Below are 21,025 nucleotides of genomic sequence, written 5' to 3'. Positions count from 1 at the left end.
TCAGCTTATTTATATCTGTTTTATATCTGTCCATGGCCTGAAGGCCGCCGTAGAGGCGAAATCATGAAGACGACCATTGAACTGCCTCTCTTGCCACTGCGCGATGTTGTGGTTTACCCGCATATGGTTATCCCGCTGTTCGTGGGGCGCGAGAAGTCGATCGAGGCCCTGGAAGCAGCGATGTCCGGCGACAAGCAGATCCTGCTGCTTGCCCAACGAAACCCGGCCGATGACGATCCCGGTGAAGAGGCGCTGTACAACGTTGGCACCGTTGCCACCGTGCTGCAGTTGCTGAAGCTGCCGGACGGCACTGTGAAGGTTCTGGTCGAAGGCGAGCAGCGTGGCTCGGTCGAGCGCTTCATTGAGGTGGACGGCCACTGCCGCGCCGAGGTTGCGCTGATCGATGAGGTCGACGCGCCGGATCGTGAATCCGAAGTCTTCGTTCGCAGCCTGCTGGCTCAGTTCGAACAATACGTGCAGCTTGGCAAAAAAGTCCCGGCCGAAGTGCTTTCCTCCCTCAACAGCATTGATGAGCCGGGTCGTCTGGTCGACACCATGGCTGCCCACATGGCGCTGAAGATCGAGCAGAAGCAGGAAATTCTCGAAATCATTGACCTGTCGGCCCGTGTTGAGCACGTGCTGGCGTTGCTGGATGCCGAAATCGACTTGCTGCAGGTCGAGAAGCGCATCCGCGGTCGCGTGAAAAAGCAGATGGAGCGCAGTCAGCGCGAGTACTACCTGAATGAGCAGATGAAGGCCATTCAGAAGGAGCTCGGAGACAGCGAGGAAGGCCATAACGAAATCGAGGAGCTGAAAAAGCGCATCGATGCCGCCGGCCTGCCCAAAGACGCGATGACCAAGGCCACCGCCGAGCTGAACAAGCTCAAGCAGATGTCGCCGATGTCTGCCGAGGCCACCGTCGTTCGCTCCTACATCGACTGGCTGGTCCAGGTGCCGTGGAAGGCACAGAGCAAGGTCCGTTTGGACCTCGCCCGTGCGGAAGACATCCTCGACGCCGATCACTATGGTCTGGACGAAGTCAAAGAGCGGATCCTCGAATACCTCGCCGTTCAAAAGCGCGTGAAGAAAATTCGTGGCCCGGTGCTGTGCCTGGTCGGTCCTCCTGGTGTGGGTAAAACTTCGCTGGCCGAGTCGATTGCTCACGCCACCAACCGCAAGTTCGTCCGCATGGCCCTTGGCGGCGTGCGCGATGAAGCTGAGATTCGCGGTCACCGTCGTACCTACATCGGTTCGATGCCAGGTCGTCTGATCCAGAAAATGACCAAGGTCGGTGTGCGTAACCCGCTGTTCCTGCTCGATGAAATCGACAAGATGGGCAGCGACATGCGCGGTGACCCGGCGTCGGCGTTGCTGGAAGTGCTCGACCCCGAGCAGAACCACAACTTCAACGACCATTACCTGGAAGTCGACTACGACCTGTCCGACGTGATGTTCCTGTGCACCGCCAACTCGATGAACATTCCGCCGGCGCTGCTCGACCGTATGGAAGTCATCCGTCTGCCCGGCTACACCGAAGACGAGAAGATCAACATCGCGACCAAGTACCTCTCGCCCAAGCAGATCGCTGCCAACGGCTTGAAGAAAGGCGAGATCGAGTTCGAAGTCGAGGCGATTCGCGACATCATCCGGTATTACACCCGTGAAGCCGGCGTGCGTAGTCTTGAGCGTCAAATCGCCAAGGTGTGCCGCAAGGCGGTCAAGGAACACGCTCACGAGAAGCGTTTTTCGGTGACCGTGACAGCGGACATGCTCGAGAACTTCCTTGGCGTGCGCAAATTCCGTTACGGCCTGGCCGAGCAGCAGGACCAGGTAGGTCAGGTGACCGGTCTGGCCTGGACGCAGGTCGGCGGCGAGCTGTTGACCATCGAAGCGGCGGTTGTTCCGGGCAAGGGTCAGTTGATCAAGACCGGTTCGCTGGGTGATGTGATGGTCGAGTCGATCACTGCCGCGCTGACGGTTGTGCGTAGCCGTGCGAAGAGCCTGGGCATCCCTCTGGACTTCCATGAGAAGCGCGACACGCACATCCATATGCCGGAAGGTGCGACGCCTAAAGACGGCCCGAGCGCAGGCGTAGGCATGTGCACGGCGCTGGTGTCGGCACTGACGGGGATTCCGGTCCGCGCCGACGTGGCCATGACGGGTGAAATCACCCTGCGCGGACAGGTACTGGCTATCGGTGGTCTCAAGGAGAAATTGCTGGCCGCTCACCGTGGTGGCATCAAGACCGTGATCATCCCCGAAGAGAACGTGCGAGATCTCAAAGAGATCCCGGACAACATCAAGGCCGACCTGCAGATCAAACCGGTTAAATGGATTGACGAGGTCCTCCAAATTGCGCTGCAATACGCGCCGGAGCCCTTGCCGGACGTGGCTCCCGAGATGGTTGCCAAGGATGAAAAGCGCGAGTCTGACGCCAAGGAGAGGATCAGCACGCATTAGTCTGGGAGGCCTTCCTTGACAGGTTTTTGGAGCCCTTGCTATAAAGCGGCTCTTCAAGCCTGTTCAGGCCGCTCAGTGTTCGTTTGGTTACACCAAAAAAAACTTAGAAATACTCAAATATATAAGGGGACTTAGAGTGAACAAGTCGGAACTGATTGATGCCATCGCCGCATCCGCTGACATCCCGAAAGCTGCTGCTGGCCGTGCGCTGGACGCTGTAATCGAATCCGTCACTGGCGCTCTCAAGGCTGGCGACTCTGTTGTACTGGTAGGCTTCGGCACTTTCTCCGTCACTGATCGTCCTGCCCGTACCGGCCGTAACCCTCAGACCGGTAAAACCCTGGAAATTCCAGCGGCCAAGAAACCAGGCTTCAAAGCCGGTAAAGCTCTGAAAGAAGCCGTCAACTAAGTTTCTTTTTACTTTGCCCGCCCAGGACAGCGTTATCTCTGTTCGGGGCGTGAAGCGGCAAGTGCGGTTGCTCAAGCGCTGGACTGTCACTCGGGGAACGCACATCGAACCCCGTCCGCTTTGCAAGTTACGAGAAGGCGCATCCTCGGATGCGCCTTTCTTCTATCCGGATTCAACCCACGCTCCGCGTTACCGTGTGCAGCAGCCTGGTGAGTCGAGTACAACCCTCTGGGGGATACATGCTGCAGAATATCAGGGACAATTCACAGGGATGGATTGCCAAAACCATCATCGGGGTCATCATCGCTCTGATGGCCCTGACCGGGTTCGATGCCATTTTCCGGGCCACCAGCCACTCGCAGGATGCTGCGAAGGTCAATGGCGAGGAAGTCACCCAGGCAGAACTGGGTCAAGCGGTTGAAATGCAACGCCGCCAGCTGATGCAACAGCTGGGCAAGGATTTTGACCCTGCAATGCTCAACGAAAAGATGCTGCGTGATTCGGCCCTCAAAGGCTTGATCGACCGCAAGCTGTTGTTGCAGGGCGCCGCTGATTCGAAGTTCGGTTTCTCCGAAGCCGCTCTGGATCAACAGATGTTGCTGACCCCTGAATTTCAGGTCGACGGTAAATTCAGCGCTGATCGCTTCGATCAGGTCATTCGCCAGCTCGGTTATTCCCGTCTGCAGTTCCGCCAGATTCTGGGTCAGGAAATGCTGATCGGCCAGATTCGTGCCGGTATCGGCGGCAGCGCATTCGTCACTGACGCTCAAGTCGACGCCTTCGCCCGCCTCGAAAAGCAGACCCGCGATTTCGCCACCCTGACGTTGCCGGCCGATCCGACCAGCGCGAAAGTCACCGACGACGAGGTCAAGGCGCACTACGATCAGCACGCGAAAGAGTTTTTGAGTCCTGAGCAAGTGGTGCTCGACTACATCGAACTGAAGAAGTCTTCGTTCTTCGACAAGGTGTCGGTGAAGGATGAAGACCTGCAGGCGGCTTATCAGAAAGAGATCGCCAACCTGGCCGAGCAGCGCCGCGCGGCGCACATCCTGATCGAAGTCAACGACAAGACCACGGACGCTCAGGCCAAAGCCAAGATTGAAGAAATCCAGCAGCGCGTGGCCAAAGGTGAAGATTTTGCTGCGCTGGCCAAGGAGTTGTCTCAGGATCCGGGCTCGTCGACCAAGGGCGGTGACCTGGGCTACGCCGGCAAGGGTGTCTATGACCCGGCCTTTGAAGACGCGCTGTACGCGCTGAACAAGGATCAGGTTTCCGCCCCTGTTCGCAGTCAGTTCGGCTGGCACTTGATCAAGCTGCTGGGCGTTGAAGCGCCGTCGGTACCGACGTTCGCCAGCCTGAAGGAGAAGCTGACCCACGAGCTGAAGTCTCAGCAGGTCGAGCAGAAGTTCGTCGATGCGAGCAAGAAGCTGGAAGATGCGGCGTTCGAAGCGTCCGATCTGTCTCAGCCGGCTCAGGACCTGGGTCTGAAAGTGCAGACGACTGCGCCGTTCGGTCGCGAGGGTGGCGAAGGCATTGCAGCCAACCGTGCGGTGATTCAGGCGGCTTTCAGTCCGGAAGTGGTGGAAGAGGGTTCCAACAGTTCTGCGCTGGAGCTGGATCCTGAGACCGTGGTGGTGGTGCATGTCAAAGAGCACCGTCAGCCTGAGCAACTGCCACTGGAAGCGGTGTCGGCGCCGATTCGCGCGCAACTGGCGAAAGAACATGCCAGCGATGCGGTGAAGGCCAAGGGCGAGGCGCTGCTGGCATCCCTGCGTGACGGCAAGGTGCCGTATGCGGCGACCAAGCAGGAAGGTCAGAGCTGGAAGGTCGTGGAAGCGGCCTCACGCAGCCAGGAGGGTGTTGATCCTCAGGTGCTGCAGTCGGTGTTCCGTATGCCGAAGCCGGAAGGCAAGGACAAGCCGGTTTATGGCAGTCTGACGGCAGCGGATGGCAGCTTTGTGATTGTGCGTCTGAACGGCGTGAATCAGGCGGCTCCGGCGTCGGATGAGGAGAAGAGCCAGTACCGTCGTTTCCTGTCATCCCGTGAGGGGCAGCAGGATTTCGCGGCCTACCGTAAGCAGTTGGAAGCGGCGGCGAAGATCGAGAAGTATTGATCGACGCAGGATGCTGTTAACAGAAAGCCCCGATTCGCGAGAGTCGGGGCTTTTTTGTATTCGCTGGGGTAGGGCAAGATCAAGAGCGTCTGCCTGGGGGCAGACTGTTTCGCCTTCGGCGAGTTACTTGAAAAAGCCCCAAGTAACCAAGGGCTTGTGCTCCTGGTTGGGCCCGACTTCGTCGGGTTCCTTCACTCCGGTCTCGCTCCGTGGGCCCGCGCCGAACGGACATCCATGTCCTGACGGCGCTCTCGCCGCATCCATGCGGCTCGGCCCACTGCGCGAGACCTGCGTTCAGCCTGCACCCAAGTCGCGATTTGTGGTGTTTGGGCTATCGCGTAAAAGAGCAACGGCAAAGGCAAAAGCAAAAGCAAAAGCTTCCCGGCTGAAGCCGGTCCTACAGTACGTATGCGGTCCAACAGCAGGCGCGCGGTGCTTTCAGTGGGACCGGCTTTAGCCGGGAAGCCTTTGATCTGCACTTGATCTTGATCTTCATACACATAACGCCCAGACAACGCCTATCGCGACTTGGGTGCAGGCCGAACGCAGACGACGGGGAGTGGGCCGAGCGGCATGGATGCCGCGAGAGCGCCGCTAGGGCATGGATGCCCGTTCGGCGCGGGCCCACGGAGCGTCGTCGGAGTGAGGGAACCCGACGAAGTCGGGCCAAACCGGGAGCAAGCACCCTTGGTTACTTGGGGACGGTGCGACTTTCGACTTTTCCAGGTAACTCGCCGGAGGCGAAATATCCGCCATTAGGCAGATCCAGTAAGCGCCACCGTGATCTCGAATTCTCACGTCGAAAGCAGCGCCAAACGTAGGACGAAAAAAAACGGCAGATCATTAAGCCCCAGGGCCGTCTGATCCACCGCTTTCGCCAGCTAGCCGGCGCTTGCAGGTCTTGCGCCCGTCTTCAGCGCGTCATCACGCTGAAAACGGGCAGGCAACCATCAACCTTCCAGATCACCCATTGCCGTGGTGTTGAAACCACCGTCGACGTACATGATCTCGCCGCTGACACCGGACGCCAGGTCAGAGCACAGGAACGCGCCAGCGTTACCCACTTCTTCAATGGTCACGTTGCGACGCAGTGGAGTCTGCGCCTCGTTCGCGGCCAGCATTTTGCGGAAGTTCGAGATACCCGACGCCGCGAGGGTACGGATCGGGCCAGCCGATACTGCGTTGACGCGGGTACCTTCCGGGCCGAGGCTGCGGGCCAGGTAACGGACGCCGGCTTCAAGGCTGGCCTTGGCCATGCCCATCACGTTGTAGTTCGGCATGGTGCGCTCGGCGCCCAGGTACGACAGCGTCAACAGGCTGCCATTGCGGCCCTTCATCAGGTCGCGGCCGGCTTTGGCCAGGGCCACGAAGCTGTAGGCGCTGATGTCGTGAGCGATGCGGAAACCTTCACGGGTGGTGGCTTGGGTGAAGTCACCGTCCAGCTGGTCGCCCGGCGCGAAGCCCACGGAGTGCACGATGCAGTCCAGGCCGTCCCACTTCTTGCTCAGTTCTTCGAAAACCTTGGCGATTTCTTCGTCGCTGGCGACGTCGCAAGGGAAGCACAGATCAGCGTTCGAACCCCAGCTCTCGGCGAATTCCTCGACGCGCTTCTTGAGTTTTTCGTTCTGATACGTGAAGGCAAGCTCAGCGCCCTCGCGGTGCATGGCGGCAGCGATACCGGATGCGATGGACAATTTGCTGGCGACACCGACGATCAGGACGCGCTTACCGGCGAGAAAACCCATTGTTTTGTTCCTCTTCAGGTTAATCGACAGCTGCCGGCGCCAAGAAGGCGGCCTCCAGCAGCTGCTGTGTATAAGGATGTTGCGGCGCGGCGAAGATGTCTTCTGCCACACCCTGTTCGACCACTTGGCCTTGTTTCACCACCATCAGTTGGTGGCTTAACGCCTTGACCACCGCCAGATCATGGCTGATGAACAAATACGTCAGGTTGTACTTGGTTTGCAGGGAGCGTAACAGCTCCACCACTTGACGCTGAACGGTGCGGTCGAGGGCCGAAGTCGGCTCGTCCAGCAAAATCAGCGCCGGTTTTAACACTAATGCCCGGGCAATGGCGATCCTTTGCCGTTGTCCCCCGGAAAACTCATGGGGATAGCGGTGCCGGGTCGCTGGATCAAGGCCCACTTCCTTGAGCGCTTCGACCACCGCCGCTTCCTGCTCCACCGGCGTGCCCATCTTGTGGATCCGCAGGCCTTCGCCAACGATGTCACACACCGACATGCGCGGGCTGAGGCTGCCGAACGGGTCCTGAAACACCACCTGCATCTGTCGCCGCAGCGGCCTGACCTGATGCTGATTCATTCCCGCCAGCGATTGCCCATGAAAGCGTATCTCGCCTTCGCTGCGAATCAACCGCAGGATCGCCAGGCCCAGCGTCGATTTGCCCGAGCCGCTCTCGCCGACAATCCCCAGCGTCTGGCCCTTGGGCAGACTGAAGTGAATGCCGTCGACGGCCTTGACGTGATCGACAGTGCGCTTGAACACGCCTTTCCTGATCGGAAACCAGACCCGCAGGTCCTCGACTTCCAGCATCGGTGCGCCCGGCGGATTGTTCGCTGGCCCGCCTTTGGGCTCTGCGCTGAGCAGTTCACGGGTGTACGGATGCTGCGGCGCGCGGAACAGCTCTTCGCACGATGCCTGTTCGACGATGCAACCGCGCTGCATGACACATACTCGGTTGGCAATTTGCCTGACGACGTTCAAATCGTGGCTGATCAGCAGCAAGGCCATGCCCAGCCGGGCCTGCAATTCCTTGAGCAGCTCGAGGATTTTCAGCTGCACGGTGACGTCCAGCGCGGTGGTAGGCTCATCGGCGATCAATAGCTCGGGCTCGTTGGCCAGGGCCATCGCAATCATCACCCGCTGGCGCTGGCCGCCAGACAGCTCGTGGGGCAGGGCTTTCAGGCGCTTGGCGGGTTCCGGAATGCCCACCAGATCCAGCAGCTCCAGCGTGCGTCGCGTTGCGGCTTTGCCGGTCAGGCCCTTGTGCAGGCCGAGCACTTCGTTGATCTGTTTTTCGATGGACTGCAGCGGATTCAGCGAGGTCATCGGCTCCTGGAAGATCATCGCGATGCGATTGCCGCGAATGCCCCGCAGGCGCTTCTCACTGACTTTCAGCAGGTCGTCACCCGCGTAGCGAATCGTCCCGGTCGGGTGGCGCGCCAGCGGGTAGGGCAGCAGCCGCAGGATCGAGTGGGCGGTGACTGACTTGCCCGATCCGCTTTCGCCGACCAGCGCCAGGGTTTCGCCCTTGCGGATGTCGAAGCTGATGCCTTCGACCACCCGCTGCACGTTGGTGCCGTTCACGAATTCGACGGAGAGGTCGCGGATCTCGACCAGATTGTCCTGATTCATCTCATTTCCTCGGGTCGAATGCGTCGCGGGCGGATTCGCCGATGAACACCAGCAGGCTCAACATGATCGCCAGCACGGCAAAGGCACTGATGCCCAGCCACGGCGCCTGCAGGTTGGATTTGCCTTGCGCCACCAGTTCGCCCAGCGAAGGCGAGCCCGCGGGCAGGCCGAAGCCGAGGAAGTCCAGCGCGGTCAGCGTGCCGATCGCGCCGGTGAGAATGAACGGCATGAAGGTCATGGTCGAGACCATTGCGTTGGGCAGGATGTGGCGGAACATGATTGCGCCGTTCTCCATGCCTAGCGCCCGGGCGGCGCGCACGTATTCCAGGTTGCGGCCGCGCAGGAACTCAGCGCGCACCACATCCACCAGGCTCATCCACGAAAACAGCAGCATGATTCCCAGCAGCCACCAGAAGTTGGGCTGGACGAAGCTGGCGAGGATGATCAGCAAATACAGCACCGGCAACCCGGACCATATCTCCAGGAAGCGCTGGCCGATCAGATCGACCCAGCCGCCGTAAAAGCCCTGCAGCGCCCCGGCGATCACGCCGATGATCGAGCTGAGGATCGTCAGCGTCAGGGCGAACAGCACCGACACGCGGAAGCCGTAGATCACCCGCGCCAGCACGTCACGGCCCTGATCGTCGGTGCCCAGCAGGTTCTCCCGCGAAGGCGGCGCAGGGGCCGGAACCTTCAGGTCGTAGTTGATGCTCTGGTAGCTGAACGGAATCGGTGCCCACAGCGTCCAGCCGTCTTTGGCCGCCAGCAGCTCCTTGATGTACGGGCTCTTGTAGTTGGCTTCCAGCGGGAATTCGCCGCCAAAGGTGGTTTCCGGGTAGCGCTTGAACACCGGGAAGTACCACTCGCCGTCGTAGCGCACGGCCAGCGGCTTGTCGTTGGCGATGAGCTCGGCGCCCAGGCTGGCGCCGAACAGGATCAGAAACAGCCACAGCGACCACCAGCCACGCTTGTTGGCCTTGAAGCGTTCGAAACGGCGTCGATTGAGAGGGGACAGCGTCATATCAATGATCCCTGCGGTCGAAGTCGATGCGTGGGTCAACCAGCGTGTAGGTCAGGTCGCCGATCAGTTTCACCACCAGCCCCAGCAGGGTGAAGATGAACAGGGTGCCGAACACCACCGGGTAATCGCGGTTGATCGCGGCTTCGAAGCTCATCAGGCCAAGGCCGTCGAGGGAAAAGATCACTTCCACCAGCAGGGAGCCGGTGAAGAAGATGCCAATGAACGCCGACGGGAACCCCGCGATCACCAGCAGCATGGCGTTACGGAACACGTGGCCGTAAAGAACACGGCGTTGGGTCAGGCCCTTGGCCTTGGCGGTGATCACGTACTGCTTGCCGATTTCATCGAGAAAGCTGTTTTTCGTCAGCAGGGTCATGGTGGCGAAGTTGCCGATGACCAGCGCGGTGATCGGCAGCACCAGGTGCCAGAAGTAGTCGCCCACTTTGCCCAGCCAGCTCATCTCATCAAAGTTGCTCGACGTTAATCCGCGCAACGGGAACCAGTCGAAATAGCTGCCGCCGGCGAATACCACGATCAGCAGGATGGCGAACAGGAACGCCGGGATGGCATAGCCGACGATAATCGCCGAGCTGGTCCAGACGTCGAAATGGCTGCCGTGTCGCGTGGCTTTGGCGATCCCCAGGGGGATCGACACCAGGTACATGATCAGCGTGCTCCACAGCCCGAGGGAGATCGACACCGGCATCTTCTCCACGATCAGGTCGATGACCTTGGCGTCGCGAAAGAAGCTGTCGCCGAAATCCAGATGGGCGTAGTTCTTGACCATGATCCACAAGCGTTCCGGCGCCGATTTGTCGAAGCCGTACATGTGCTCGATTTCCTTGATCAGGCTCGGGTCCAGGCCCTGGGCACCGCGATAGGTCGAGCCGGCCACCGAGACTTCCGCGCCGCCGCCCGCGATGCGGCTGGTGGCGCCTTCGAAGCCTTCGAGCTTGGCGATCATCTGCTCCACCGGCCCACCCGGTGCCGCCTGGATGATGACGAAGTTGATCAGCAAAATGCCGAACAGGGTCGGGATGATCAGCAGCAAGCGCCGCAGGATGTAGGCCAGCATGTTATTGCTCCGTGCCTTTTGATGACTCGGCGTCGGCCGGCACTTGATCTGGCGCGACTTGCACGGGAATGGCCGGCGTCGCGTCGGGTTTGACCCACCAGGTCACGGTGCCGATGTCGTACAGCGGGGTTTTGCCCGGGTGGCCCAAGTGATCCCAGTACGCCACGCGCCAGGTCTTGATGTGCCAGTTCGGGATCACGTAGTAGCCCCACAGCAGCGCACGGTCGAGGGCGCGAGTGTGGTCGATCAGGCTCTGGCGCGAGTCGGCGTTGATCAAGCCGTTCACCAGCGTGTCCACCGCCGGGTCCTTGAGGCCGATCACGTTGTAGCTGCCCGGTTTGTCGGCGGCGGAGGAGTCCCAGTATTCGCGCTGTTCGTTACCCGGCGAGCTCGATTGCGGGAAACTGCCGACGATCATGTCGTAGTCCCGTGAGCGGCGGCGGGTGATGTACTGGGAGACGTCGACCCGACGGATTTCCAGGTCGATACCGATGTCGGCCAGGTTACGTTTATACGGCAGCAACACGCGCTCGAATTCGGTCTGGGCGAGCAAAAACTCGATTGTGACGGGCTTGCCTTCGGTGTCGACCATCTTGTCGCCGACGATCTTCCAGCCGGCTTCCTTGAGCAACTGGAACGCCTTGCGCTGCTGCTCGCGGATGATGCCGCTACCATCGGTGACCGGCAGCTTGAATTCCTCGGTGAACACCGATTCCGGCAGCTTGCCGCGCAGGGGTTCGAGGATCTTCAGCTCGGCCGGCGTCGGCAGGCCTTTGGCGCCCATGTCGGAATTGTCGAAATAGCTTTTGGTACGCGTATAGCTGCCGAAGAACAGCTGCTTGTTGGTCCACTCGAAGTCGAGCAACAGGCTGAGGGCCTGACGCACCCGCACGTCCTGAAACATCGGTTTGCGCAGATTGAAGATAAAGCCCTGCATGCCCTGGGGGTTGCCGTTGGGAATTTCTTCCTTGATCAGACGGCCCTGTCTGACAGCCGGAACGTCATAGGCCGTCGCCCAGTTCTTCGCCGCCATTTCCTGCCAGTAGTCGAAGGCACCGGCTTTCAATGCTTCGAGGGCCACCGTGTTGTCGCGGTAGTAGTCAGTGGACAGCCGGTCGAAGTTGTAGAAGCCCTTGTTGATCGGCAGGTCCTTGCCCCAGTAATCCTTGACCCGCTCGTAGCGCACCGAGCGCCCGGCCTTGACCTCGACCACCTTGTACGGCCCGCTGCCCAGCGGAATTTCCAGGTTGCCCTTGCTGAAGTCGCGGGTAGCCCACCAATGTTTTGGCAACACCGGCAACTGGCCGAGGATCAGCGGCAGCTCGCGGTTGTCGTTGTGCTTGAACTTGAACAGCACCGTGGTCGGGTTTTCGGCGACGGCCTGATCGACGTCCGCGTAGTAACTGCGGTACAGCGGGGAGCCGTCCTTGATCAGGGTCTCGAAGCTGAACACCACGTCTTCGGCGCGAACCGGATGGCCGTCGTTGAATTTAGCTTCGGGGCGCAGGTAGAAACGCACCCAGCTGTTGTCCGGGGCTTTTTCGATCTTGCCGGCGATCAGGCCGTACTCGGTGAACGGCTCGTCCAGGCCCTGGCGGGCGAGGGTGTCGTAGATCAGGCCGATGTCGTCGGCAGGCACGCCCTTGCTGATGAACGGGTTGAGGCTGTCGAAGCCGCCAAAACCGGCGCTGCGCAGAATCCCGCCTTTGGGCGCGTCCGGGTTCACGTAATCGAAGTGCTTGAAGTCCGCCGGGTATTTCGGCGCTTCGTTGTACAGGGTGATGGCGTGTTGCGGGGCCGCCTGGGCTGCACCGGTCACGCCCAGCAGAAGCGGGGCCAGCACGAACGGACTCAGAAACAGGCCGCCGGCGCGGGTCAGGGAGCGCAGGGCAGTCATTGGGTTTTCTCCGAAGGCTTGAGCCACCACGCACGCAGGCCCAGGGTGTAGGGCGGGGTGGTGACCATGGCGAACCGGTTGCGGTACGCCAGACGATGATTATTGAGGTACCAGTTGGGGATCATGTAGTGCTGCCACAGCAACACGCGATCCAGGGCGCGGGTGGCCGCCACCTGGTCATCCCGGGTTTTTGCCGCCAGCAACTGGTTGAGCAGGTTGTCGACCACCGGGTTGGCAACCCCCGCGTAATTTTTGCTGCCTTTGATGTTGGCCTGGCTGGAATGGAAATACTGCCATTGCTCCAGCCCCGGACTGAGGGTCTGGTTCAGGGTCATCAGAATCATGTCGAAATCGAACTGGTCCAGCCGCTGTTTGTATTGGGCGCGGTCGACGGTGCGCAGGTGCGCGTCGACGCCGATCCGCGTGAGGTCTTCGATGTAAGGCTGCAGGATTCGTTCTAGGTTGGGATTGACCAGAAGTATTTCGAAACGCAACGGCTGCCCTGCGCTGTTGGTCAAGCCGCGCTCGGTGAATGTCCAGCCCGCGTCGGCCAGCAGTCCCAGCGCCTTGCGAATTGAGTCCCGGGGCACGCCGCCGCCGTCGGTTTTCGACACCGCGAAGGGCTGGGTGAACAGCCTGGTCGGCAACTGCTCGCGGTAGGGCGCGAGCATGAGGAATTCGCGGCCGGCGGGCAGTCCGCTGGAAGTGAATTCGCTGTTGGGGTAGTAGCTCGTCGAGCGCATGTAGGCGTCGTTGAACAGCGTGCGGTTGGTCCACTCGAAGTTGAACATCAGCCCCAGGGCTTCGCGCACGCGGATGTCGGCGAACGCGCCGCGACGGGTGTTCATGAACAGCCCTTGGGTCTGGGTGGGGATCTGGTGCGGGATTTGCGCCTTGATCACCTTGCCCTCGGTCACCGCCGGGAAGTCATAACCGGTGAGCCAGTTCTTCGCCTGATGCTCGATGTAGATGTCGAACTCACCGGCCTTGAACGCTTCGAACGCCACGTCGGCGTCGCGGTAGAACTCCACCTCGACGCGGTTGAAGTTGTACTTGCCGCGATTGACCGGCAGGTCCTTGCCCCAGTAATCCTTCACGCGTTCAAACACCAGACTGCGCCCCGGCCGCACCTGGGTGATGCGATAGGGGCCGCTGCCCAACGGAGGCTCGAAGGAGGTGGCCTTGAAGTCGCGGTTCTTCCAGTAATGCTGCGGCAGAACCGGCAGCTCGCCGAGGCGCAGAATGAGTAATGGGTTGCCGGAGCGCTTGAACACGAAACGAATGCGATGGCGGTTGAGGATGTCCACCCGCTGCACTTCCTGCAACGCGGTGCGGTACTGCGGGTGACCGTCCTTCAGCAGCGTTCTGTAGGAAAACGCCACGTCGTAAGCGGTAATCGGCTTGCCGTCGTGAAAGCGCGCTTCGGGGCGCAGGTTGAAAACGACCCAGCTGCGGTCGTCGCTGTATTCGACGGTTTTGGCGATCAGGCCATAACTGGAGGTCGGTTCATCACCGGAGGGGTCGTATTGGCCGGTGCCGACCATCAGCGGTTCGTTCAGCTCGCTGACGCCATACTGGCCGAAGTTGGGCGTCGAAATCGGGCTGCTGCCCTTGAAGGTGTAGGGGTTGAGGGTATCGAACGTGCCGTTGGCCATGATTCGCAGGGTGCCAGCCTTCGGCGCCTCAGGATTGACCCAGTCGAAATGCGTGAAGCTGGCAGGGTACTTGAGGACGCCGAATTGTGCGTAACCATGGCTTTCGCTGATGGTCGCGGCGGCTGTCGTGCTCAAGACCAGGCTGAAAGTCAGCAGCAGGTGACGTATCAAGTCGGCGGTCGATCCAGGCAGCGGTCGGTCACAGTAACAGCTTGTATCGGCTGGAAAAAGGGTGGGGCGGGCGGCTGGAGGGTGCCGACCTGGGCGAGAGCCTGGGGGAGCGCGCTGGCTCCCACCAGAGCGCGGCGGGCGCTAGATCAATGGGGCAAATAAACCGTCAACGTCTGCCCTGGCTTGAGCGCCTGGCCGCTGCGCGGATTCCAGCGCTTGAGGTGCTGCATTTCGACGTTGAAGCGCTTGGCGACGAGGTACATCGAATCGCCTTTCTGAATCTTGTACTGCATTGACTTCTTGCCGGCGTCCTCGCCGCTGGCGCTGCTGTCGGCCTTGGCCACGGCACGGGAGCTCGCTTTCGCCGGTTTGCTGTTGTCCTGCATAACAAGCGTCTGGCCGACCTTAAGGTTCTGGCCGGACAGCTTATTCCAGTGCTGCAAATCCTTGACGTCGACCTTATTGATGCGCGCGATCTGCACCAGGTTGTCGCCCTTCTTCACCCTGTAGCTGCGGGTGCGCGCGGGCTTCTCGTCCACCTCGGCAACTTCTTCGAACACCGGCATCGCATATTGCATGCCCGGTTGCACCGGAATCGTCAGCGCCTGGCCGCGTTTCACCTGGTTGCCGGACAGCTTGTTGATGTCCTTGAGGGTGCTGGTCGAGACCTTGTAGCGGCTGGCGATGCTGGCCAGGCTATCGCCCGGGCGTACGCGGTATTGCTGCCAGTCGACCAGCTCTTCGGGCTTCATGTTCGACAGGTTCGCCGTCAGCAACTGGGATTTCGACGTAGGCACCAGCAAGTGCTGGGGACCATCGATGGTCAGGCGCTTCTTGAACGCAGGGTTGAGCTGCACCAGTTCGTCTTCGTCGATGTTCGCCATGGCGGCGACTTTCGACAGGTCCATGCGCTGATTCAGCTCGACCACCTGGAAGTACGGCTTGTTGTCGATCGGGTTGAGGTTGACGCCATAGGCGTCCGGCGACATGACCACTTGGGACAGCGCCAGCAGTTTCGGCACGTAGTCGCGGGTTTCCTGCGGCAGCGGCAGGTTCCAGTAATCGGTGGGCAGGTTGAGCTTTTCGTTGCGTTCGATGGCGCGGCTGACTGTGCCTTCGCCGGCGTTATAGGCTGCCAGTGCCAGCAGCCAGTCGCCGTTGAACATGTCGTGCAGCTTGGTCAGGTAATCCAGCGCTGCCGTGGTGGACGCCGTGATGTCGCGGCGGCCATCGTAGAAATTGGTCTGGCGCAGGTTGAAGTAGCGGCCGGTGGACGGAATGAACTGCCAGATCCCCGCCGCATCGCTGCGCGACAAGGCCATCGGGTTGTACGCGCTCTCGATCACCGGCAGCAGCGCCAGCTCAAGGGGCATGTTGCGCTCTTCCAGTCGCTCGACGATGTAGTGCATGTACAAGCTGCCGCGGTTCCCGGCCGTTTCGAGAAACGACGGGTTGTTCGCGTACCAGAGGCGTTGCTGATCGATGCGCGGGTTGAGGTCGTTGCCGTCTTGCAGCTGGAAACCCTGACGCATGCGCTCCCAGACATCATGGGGCGGGGCCAGCGGCACGGGTTTGCGCGCGATATAAACAGGTTTTGGTTTGGTGCTGGCGACGGGATGTGCAGCGCTGGCGCCGTTGCCGGATTCCAGGCCGCCGGTGCTCTGGCAGCCTGCCAGTGTCGCGCTCGCGACCACCGCGATTGCCTGGGCCAACCGAGTCAATGTGTCGGAATTGAAGGTTTTACGTATAGATGACGACATTGGCTGGGGGATAGTTCCAGGCGAAAATGTCGGGCGATTCTAGAAAGTGGCTGCTGAACGGTCAACCTTTCAGAATTTCCGTGCTGATTCGCCGCCTGTTTAGAACTTATCTTTCCATGCCCGCAGCACCGCAAAGACCTCTGTGGGCGTTGCGTTGTGGGTTCCGCTCCGTTCGTCTGCTTTTTGTTTCACGGAGATGACGGAGGCTCGCAGAAACGGATTGGTCTTGCGCTCGAGCGCCAGCGTCGACGGCACGCTGATGCGATTTTGCGCACGCCATTGCGTCACTTGCTCGAAGCGTTCCACTACGTCGGCATTCTCCGGCTCGACCGCGACGGCAAAGCGCAGATTGCTCAGGGTGTATTCGTGGGCGCAGTAGACGAGGGTGCTGTCGGGCAGCTCGGCGAGCCGGCTCAGGGAGTGATGCATCTGCTGCGGGGTGCCTTCGAACAACCGCCCGCAACCGGCAGCGAACAGCGTGTCACCGCAGAACAGCAGCGGCTGTTGCGCGTCGGCGTGGTAAAAGGCGATGTGGCCCAGGGTGTGGCCGGGGACTGCATGGACGGCAAAGGTCAGGCCGAGTACGGTGAGCTGATCGTTGTCGGACAGGGCCACGTCCCGCGCCGGAATCTTCTCACTGGCCGGGCCGTAGACCCTGGCGCCGGTGAGCGTTTTAAGTTGCGCGACGCCGCCGGTGTGGTCGGCGTGGTGATGGGTGATGAGAATGTCGGTCAGGCGCCAGTCCGGGTTGCGTTCCAGCCAGGCAATGACGGGGGCAGCATCGCCCGGGTCAACCACGGCGCAGCGCTTGACGGCATTGTCTTGTAACAACCAGATGTAGTTATCGCTGAAAGCGGGCAGGGCATCGACCTGTATCATGGCGCGGTTCGCTTGGCTGGAAACATAGAGAAGCATCTTAGGGTCTGAACTGACTCGAGGCGAGTCTCTATCGCAATGACCCTCTCATGGAGACCGGAAATGACCGATGAAGCGTTCGCCCAGGCCGATCCTGAATGGCTTGAGCTGATCAGCGCCGCCCGCGACTGGCTGTCCGGGCCCCTGGGGCAGTTGTTGCTGGAAGAAGAAAGCCGCGTGCTGGAACAAGAGCTCGAACGTTTTTTTGGCGGCTATCTGGTGCATTACGGCCCGTCGGCACAAACGCCGCCAGCCGCAAAGCAAGTGCAGCGCAACGTGCGGCTGGGCGCGCCGTTGCCGGGCGTTGAAATTGTCTGCGAAGAGCAGGCCTGGCCGTTGAGCGAGCACGCCGCCGATGTGGTGGTCATGCAGCATGGCCTGGATTTCTGCCTGTCGCCCCACGGCCTGTTGCGCGAAGCCGCCAGCAGCGTGCGTCCCGGCGGGCACCTGGTGATCGTCGGGATCAATCCCTGGAGCACTTGGGGCATTCGTCATTTCTTTGCCAACGATGCCTTGCGCAGGGCCCGCTGCATCTCGCCTTCACGGGTCGGCGACTGGCTCAACCTGCTGGGCTTCGCGCTGGAGAAACGCCGCTTCGGGTGCTATCGTCCGCCGCTCGCTTCGCCCAAGTGGCAGGCCCGTCTGGCCGGACTCGAACGTCTCGGCGATGGCTGGCAAAGTCCCGGCGGCGGCTTCTATCTATTGATCGCGCGCAAGATGAGTGTCGGATTGCGGCCTGTGCGCATGCCGCGTCGCGAGCCGATGGGCAAACTGCTGCCGTTGCCCATGGCCAAGGTCAATCGGCGCACGCCCGAGCCTTGATTGTCCGGCTGGCGCCACGCTTTCTCAATTTTCTGGAAACATCGTAATGAGCGATACCGTAGAACTCTTCACCGATGGCGCCTGCAAGGGCAACCCGGGCCCTGGCGGCTGGGGTGCGTTGCTGGTGTGCAAAGGCGTTGAAAAAGAACTCTGGGGCGGTGAAGCCAACACCACCAATAACCGCATGGAGCTGCTCGGCGCCATTCGCGGCCTGGAAGAGCTGAAGCGGCCATGTGAAGTGATCCTGGTGACCGACTCGCAGTACGTGATGAAAGGCATCACCGAGTGGATGACCAACTGGAAGAAGCGCGGCTGGAAGACAGCGGCGAAGGAACCGGTTAAAAACGCCGATTTGTGGAAGCAGCTGGACGAGCAGGTCAGCCGGCACAACGTGAGCTGGAAGTGGGTGCGCGGGCATATCGGCCATCCCGGCAACGAACGCGCCGACCAGTTGGCGAACCGTGGGGTGGATGAAGTGCGCGGTATCAAGCACGGCTGATGGCTGAGTCCTGCGCGGGATCTCCGTCGTCCAGATGCTGCGCGGTCGTGGAGCAAACACGGACCCTGTGGGAGTGAGCTTGCTCACGAATGCGGCATTCCGGCTGCTAGAGATTGAGTGGAGGCACTGACCTCTTCGCGAGCAAGCTCGCTCCTACACTGGCAGGTGCGGTCTGGCGAGGCTGCCCACATCCCAAAACCCCCATGCTAATATCCGCGCCTGAAGCTGAGGCGGTAGGCAATGACTGTACAAAACATCATCACTGAACGAAGGGTTGTCCTCGATACCGAGACCACCGGTATGCCCGTCACGGATGGCCATCGGGTCATCGAAATCGGCTGCGTCGAGCTGGTTGGCCGGCGTCTGACCGGGCGGCATTTCCACGTTTACCTGCAACCGGACCGGGAGAGTGACGAGGGCGCCATTGGCGTTCACGGCATCACCGACCAGTTCCTGATCGGCAAACCGCGTTTCGCCGAAGTCGCCGACGAATTCTTCGAGTTCATCAAAGGCGCTCAGCTGATCATCCACAACGCGGCGTTCGACGTCGGCTTTCTGAACAACGAATTCGCCCTGATCGGCCAGCACGATCGCGCCAACCTCAGCAGCTACTGCACCATCCTCGACACGTTGGCCATGGCCCGCGAGCGGCATCCGGGCCAGCGCAATAGCCTCGACGCCCTGTGCAAACGCTACGACGTCGACAACTCCGGCCGCGAACTGCACGGCGCCTTGCTCGACTCCGAGATTCTCGCGGAAGTCTATCTGGCGATGACCGGTGGCCAGACGACCCTGTCGCTGGCCGGCAACAACGATGGAGAGGGCGGCGCTGATCGTCCTTCCGAGATCCGCCGGATCGCCAATCGCACGCCGGGCCGCATCATCGTCGCCAGCGAGGCCGAGCTGGCGGAACACGAAGCGCGTCTGGCCGTGATCGCCAAATCCGCCGGTGCCCCGGCCCTGTGGACTCAGTTGCTCGAAGCGCAGACTCAGGCCGAAGCCTGACGATGGCAGCGGCGTTCAAGGCCCTGCTTGCGCCAGGCAGCGGCCTTGAGAGAAGGTGATGTCGATCCGGTAATGGTGCAGGAGGCCCATGGTGAACACGTCCAGCCCGACTTTCAGCATTCGTGTCGCTGACGAGTGCTTCGAGGATTACATCCTCAACAGCGAATTCACGTTCACCGTTACCGGTTATGCCCGGGTCCAGATCGGCGAGCCCGTGGCGCAGTGGCCCGTCGAAGCTGTCGAGCCCTACCTGAAAAACTACGGTATCGATTCCGAAGAGTTCTGCCATTATCGGGACGCCGCCGACAGCACTGTGCTGGTGGCCTGGCTCGATGAACAGCCGGTCGGGCATGTGGTGGTCAGCCAGCACTGGAACGGTTTCGCCCACATCGATGAGCTGGCAGTCGACAACGGCGCGCGGCGCAATGGCGTGGCGCAAAAGCTGCTGGACGTGGCGCAGTTCTGGAGCCGCAAGCGTGGTCTGCCGGGCATCACCCTGGAAACCCAGAACAATAATCTGGCGGCGTGTCGGTTATATGAGCGCTACGGATTTGTGGTCGGCGGGGTGGATCATCTGCGTTATCGCGCGATAGATCCGGGTACGCAAGAGGCTGCGATTTTCTGGTATCTGCTGTTCGACGGGCCTGTCGTCGATTGAAGCTGCAAGCCCTTATGTCCTGACTCGTGGCCGCGCGGCGTGAGCGGCCTGTGTAAAGAACCGGGCTAGCAGCAGCGCCTCAGCGCTCTCTTGTCAGTACGACCTTGCTTTGAATCAACTCGAATTCCTCTCCGCTCAAGTGCTTGACGCGGTCGCCAATGGCCAGGCGATAAGTTGAAACGGGCTCCTTGCCATCAGCCTCATCGGGCTGTGATTCACGGAATTCATGCACCGAGTAAACGCGTCCCTCCGCGTCCCGCGCATGAAATTGCCCAACTAGAACTGAAGCCATTTGCTTTGTAACCTCTGGAAATAACTGCTCGTTTTCGCTCGCATCCTAACACCGCGAGTGAATAAACCGTGTCCGCTTGTAAGGTAATTCCCAAATTTCTATTAGGACCTTATTCGCCTAAGGCAGTCAGACCGCGGTTTTCAGGGGGAGTTTTCGGCCCTCGGAAAAATAGTCGCGAGCGACGGTCGCGCGGCCCGCGCGACGCACATGCGCCGATAACCCACGCTACAGCATCGAACCCTTCGATGATTAGCAACGGAAAAACAACACAGAATTGCGCACATGTTTCATCTATAACTGTTATCTCCTCCAACAGCAGAAGGTCCGTTTCATGAGCCAGGTTCATTCGATTGCAGTCATCGTCGGCAGCTTGAGGAAAGATTCCATCAACCGCAAAGTGGCCCGTGCACTGGCCGAACTGGCGCCGCCAAGCCTGAAACTGAGCATCGTCGAAATTGGCGACCTGCCGCTCTACAACGAAGACATCGACCATGATTCGCCGCCCGCCGCGTACACCGCCTTTCGTGAAGCCTTGCAGGGGGCAGACGGCTTTCTGTTCGTTACCCCGGAATACAACCGCTCGGTGCCGGGCGCGCTGAAGAACGCCATCGACGTCGGCTCGCGCCCCTACGGCAAAAGCGCGTGGGGCAGTGCGAAGCCGGCGGCGGTGGTCAGCGTTTCGCCGGGCGCCATCGGCGGTTTTGGCGCCAACCAGCACCTGCGCCAGTGCTTCGTGTTCCTCGACGTGCTGTGCATGCAGCAGCCGGAAGCGTACCTGGGCAACGCGGGCACCTTCTTTGACGAACAGGGCAAGCTGAACGAGAAAACCCGTCCGTTCCTGCAGAACATCATCGACGCCTTCGCCGGGCACGTTGAGCGCACGTCGAAAGCCTGATC

17 protein-coding genes are annotated in these 21,025 nt (G+C 60.7%); 8 read left to right on the top strand and 9 right to left on the bottom strand.

Going from position 1 to position 21,025, the window contains the following annotated elements:
* Positions 1 to 63 precede the first annotated feature (63 nt).
* The 3 genes from lon (at position 64) to ABEH28_RS22035 (ending at position 4,983) form a co-directional block, all read left to right on the top strand.
* On the top strand, positions 64 to 2,460 hold the full coding sequence (gene lon, locus ABEH28_RS22045; RefSeq protein ID WP_192174103.1) for an endopeptidase La: 2,397 nt from the start codon (positions 64 to 66) through the stop codon (positions 2,458 to 2,460).
* Positions 2,461 to 2,581: 121 nt separating this feature from the next.
* Positions 2,582 to 2,869, top strand: coding sequence for an HU family DNA-binding protein (locus tag ABEH28_RS22040; RefSeq protein ID WP_272631174.1), 288 nt, complete (start codon positions 2,582 to 2,584; stop codon positions 2,867 to 2,869).
* 239 nt (positions 2,870 to 3,108) lie between these two features.
* Positions 3,109 to 4,983: a SurA N-terminal domain-containing protein gene (locus tag ABEH28_RS22035; protein WP_346631088.1), complete on the top strand. Its 1,875-nt coding sequence runs from the start codon at positions 3,109 to 3,111 to the stop codon at positions 4,981 to 4,983.
* A gap of 950 nt (positions 4,984 to 5,933) precedes the next feature.
* On the opposite strand, the gene fabI is transcribed toward ABEH28_RS22035, so the two are convergent.
* The 8 genes from fabI to gloB all read right to left on the bottom strand — a co-directional run bounded on the left by fabI (position 5,934) and on the right by gloB (position 16,816).
* Positions 5,934 to 6,728: an enoyl-ACP reductase FabI gene (gene fabI, locus ABEH28_RS22030; RefSeq protein ID WP_037013635.1), complete on the bottom strand. Its 795-nt coding sequence runs from the start codon at positions 6,726 to 6,728 to the stop codon at positions 5,934 to 5,936.
* A gap of 19 nt (positions 6,729 to 6,747) precedes the next feature.
* Complete coding sequence (locus ABEH28_RS22025) at positions 6,748 to 8,358, bottom strand: ABC transporter ATP-binding protein (RefSeq protein WP_346631087.1); 1,611 nt, start codon at positions 8,356 to 8,358, stop codon at positions 6,748 to 6,750.
* A 1-nt stretch (position 8,359) separates the two neighbouring features.
* The gene (locus ABEH28_RS22020) at positions 8,360 to 9,379 is read right to left on the bottom strand and encodes an ABC transporter permease (RefSeq protein ID WP_074891214.1); all 1,020 of its coding nucleotides are present in this window, start codon (positions 9,377 to 9,379) and stop codon (positions 8,360 to 8,362) included.
* Between the two features lies 1 nt (position 9,380).
* Positions 9,381 to 10,454, bottom strand: a complete 1,074-nt coding sequence (locus ABEH28_RS22015) for a microcin C ABC transporter permease YejB (RefSeq protein ID WP_122624745.1) — start codon at positions 10,452 to 10,454, stop codon at positions 9,381 to 9,383.
* Position 10,455: 1 nt separating this feature from the next.
* A complete protein-coding gene (locus ABEH28_RS22010; protein WP_346631086.1) occupies positions 10,456 to 12,351 on the bottom strand; it encodes an extracellular solute-binding protein in 1,896 nt (631 codons plus the stop codon).
* On the bottom strand, positions 12,348 to 14,177 hold the full coding sequence (locus ABEH28_RS22005; protein WP_346625393.1) for an extracellular solute-binding protein: 1,830 nt from the start codon (positions 14,175 to 14,177) through the stop codon (positions 12,348 to 12,350). Before ABEH28_RS22005 ends, ABEH28_RS22010 begins: the two co-directional genes overlap by 4 nt.
* Positions 14,178 to 14,323: 146 nt before the next feature.
* The gene (locus ABEH28_RS22000) at positions 14,324 to 15,937 is read right to left on the bottom strand and encodes a LysM peptidoglycan-binding domain-containing protein (RefSeq protein WP_346631085.1); all 1,614 of its coding nucleotides are present in this window, start codon (positions 15,935 to 15,937) and stop codon (positions 14,324 to 14,326) included.
* A 99-nt stretch (positions 15,938 to 16,036) separates the two neighbouring features.
* Positions 16,037 to 16,816, bottom strand: a complete 780-nt coding sequence (gloB, locus tag ABEH28_RS21995) for a hydroxyacylglutathione hydrolase (RefSeq protein WP_346631152.1) — start codon at positions 16,814 to 16,816, stop codon at positions 16,037 to 16,039.
* Positions 16,817 to 16,915: 99 nt separating this feature from the next.
* Here gloB and ABEH28_RS21990 point away from each other — a divergent pair, with 99 nt between their 5' ends.
* The 4 genes from ABEH28_RS21990 (at position 16,916) to ABEH28_RS21975 (ending at position 19,836) form a co-directional block, all read left to right on the top strand.
* On the top strand, positions 16,916 to 17,674 hold the full coding sequence (locus tag ABEH28_RS21990) for a methyltransferase domain-containing protein (protein WP_065986459.1): 759 nt from the start codon (positions 16,916 to 16,918) through the stop codon (positions 17,672 to 17,674).
* Positions 17,675 to 17,720: 46 nt separating this feature from the next.
* The gene (gene rnhA / locus ABEH28_RS21985; RefSeq protein WP_192174096.1) at positions 17,721 to 18,173 is read left to right on the top strand and encodes a ribonuclease HI; all 453 of its coding nucleotides are present in this window, start codon (positions 17,721 to 17,723) and stop codon (positions 18,171 to 18,173) included.
* Positions 18,174 to 18,431: 258 nt separating this feature from the next.
* Positions 18,432 to 19,178, top strand: a complete 747-nt coding sequence (gene dnaQ / locus ABEH28_RS21980; RefSeq protein WP_192174125.1) for a DNA polymerase III subunit epsilon — start codon at positions 18,432 to 18,434, stop codon at positions 19,176 to 19,178.
* Between the two features lie 91 nt (positions 19,179 to 19,269).
* Complete coding sequence (locus ABEH28_RS21975) at positions 19,270 to 19,836, top strand: GNAT family N-acetyltransferase (protein ID WP_346631084.1); 567 nt, start codon at positions 19,270 to 19,272, stop codon at positions 19,834 to 19,836.
* A gap of 79 nt (positions 19,837 to 19,915) precedes the next feature.
* On the opposite strand, the gene ABEH28_RS21970 is transcribed toward ABEH28_RS21975, so the two are convergent.
* Positions 19,916 to 20,128 carry a hypothetical protein gene (locus ABEH28_RS21970; protein ID WP_192174094.1) on the bottom strand — a complete coding sequence of 71 codons (213 nt, stop codon included), beginning with the start codon at positions 20,126 to 20,128 and terminating at the stop codon, positions 19,916 to 19,918.
* A 331-nt stretch (positions 20,129 to 20,459) separates the two neighbouring features.
* Between ABEH28_RS21970 and ABEH28_RS21965 the strand changes: the two genes are divergently transcribed.
* Entirely contained in the window at positions 20,460 to 21,023 is a 564-nt protein-coding gene (locus tag ABEH28_RS21965) for an NAD(P)H-dependent oxidoreductase (protein ID WP_282372575.1), read from the top strand.
* Positions 21,024 to 21,025: the final 2 nt, after the last annotated feature.

It is taken from the genome of Pseudomonas sp. Ps21-P2 (genome assembly GCF_039672565.1).
Classification (GTDB): Bacteria; Pseudomonadota; Gammaproteobacteria; order Pseudomonadales; family Pseudomonadaceae; genus Aquipseudomonas.
This window is presented reverse-complemented; position numbering and strand designations above follow the sequence as displayed.

Bases quoted from the DNA above. Each gene is read 5' to 3' on its own strand.
- ABEH28_RS22025 (WP_346631087.1), bottom strand. From the start codon at position 8,358: ATGAATCAGGACAATCTGGTCGAGATCCGCGACCTCTCCGTCGAATTC.
- gloB (WP_346631152.1), bottom strand. From the start codon at position 16,816: ATGATACAGGTCGATGCCCTGCCCGCTTTCAGCGATAACTACATCTGG.
- ABEH28_RS21990 (WP_065986459.1), top strand. From the start codon at position 16,916: ATGACCGATGAAGCGTTCGCCCAGGCCGATCCTGAATGGCTTGAGCTG.
- ABEH28_RS22010 (WP_346631086.1), bottom strand. From the start codon at position 12,351: ATGACTGCCCTGCGCTCCCTGACCCGCGCCGGCGGCCTGTTTCTGAGT.
- ABEH28_RS22035 (WP_346631088.1), top strand. From the start codon at position 3,109: ATGCTGCAGAATATCAGGGACAATTCACAGGGATGGATTGCCAAAACC.
- ABEH28_RS22020 (WP_074891214.1), bottom strand. From the start codon at position 9,379: ATGACGCTGTCCCCTCTCAATCGACGCCGTTTCGAACGCTTCAAGGCC.
- ABEH28_RS21965 (WP_282372575.1), top strand. From the start codon at position 20,460: ATGAGCCAGGTTCATTCGATTGCAGTCATCGTCGGCAGCTTGAGGAAA.
- lon (WP_192174103.1), top strand. From the start codon at position 64: ATGAAGACGACCATTGAACTGCCTCTCTTGCCACTGCGCGATGTTGTG.
- ABEH28_RS22015 (WP_122624745.1), bottom strand. From the start codon at position 10,454: ATGCTGGCCTACATCCTGCGGCGCTTGCTGCTGATCATCCCGACCCTG.
- ABEH28_RS21970 (WP_192174094.1), bottom strand. From the start codon at position 20,128: ATGGCTTCAGTTCTAGTTGGGCAATTTCATGCGCGGGACGCGGAGGGA.
- fabI (WP_037013635.1), bottom strand. From the start codon at position 6,728: ATGGGTTTTCTCGCCGGTAAGCGCGTCCTGATCGTCGGTGTCGCCAGC.
- ABEH28_RS22000 (WP_346631085.1), bottom strand. From the start codon at position 15,937: ATGTCGTCATCTATACGTAAAACCTTCAATTCCGACACATTGACTCGG.
- rnhA (WP_192174096.1), top strand. From the start codon at position 17,721: ATGAGCGATACCGTAGAACTCTTCACCGATGGCGCCTGCAAGGGCAAC.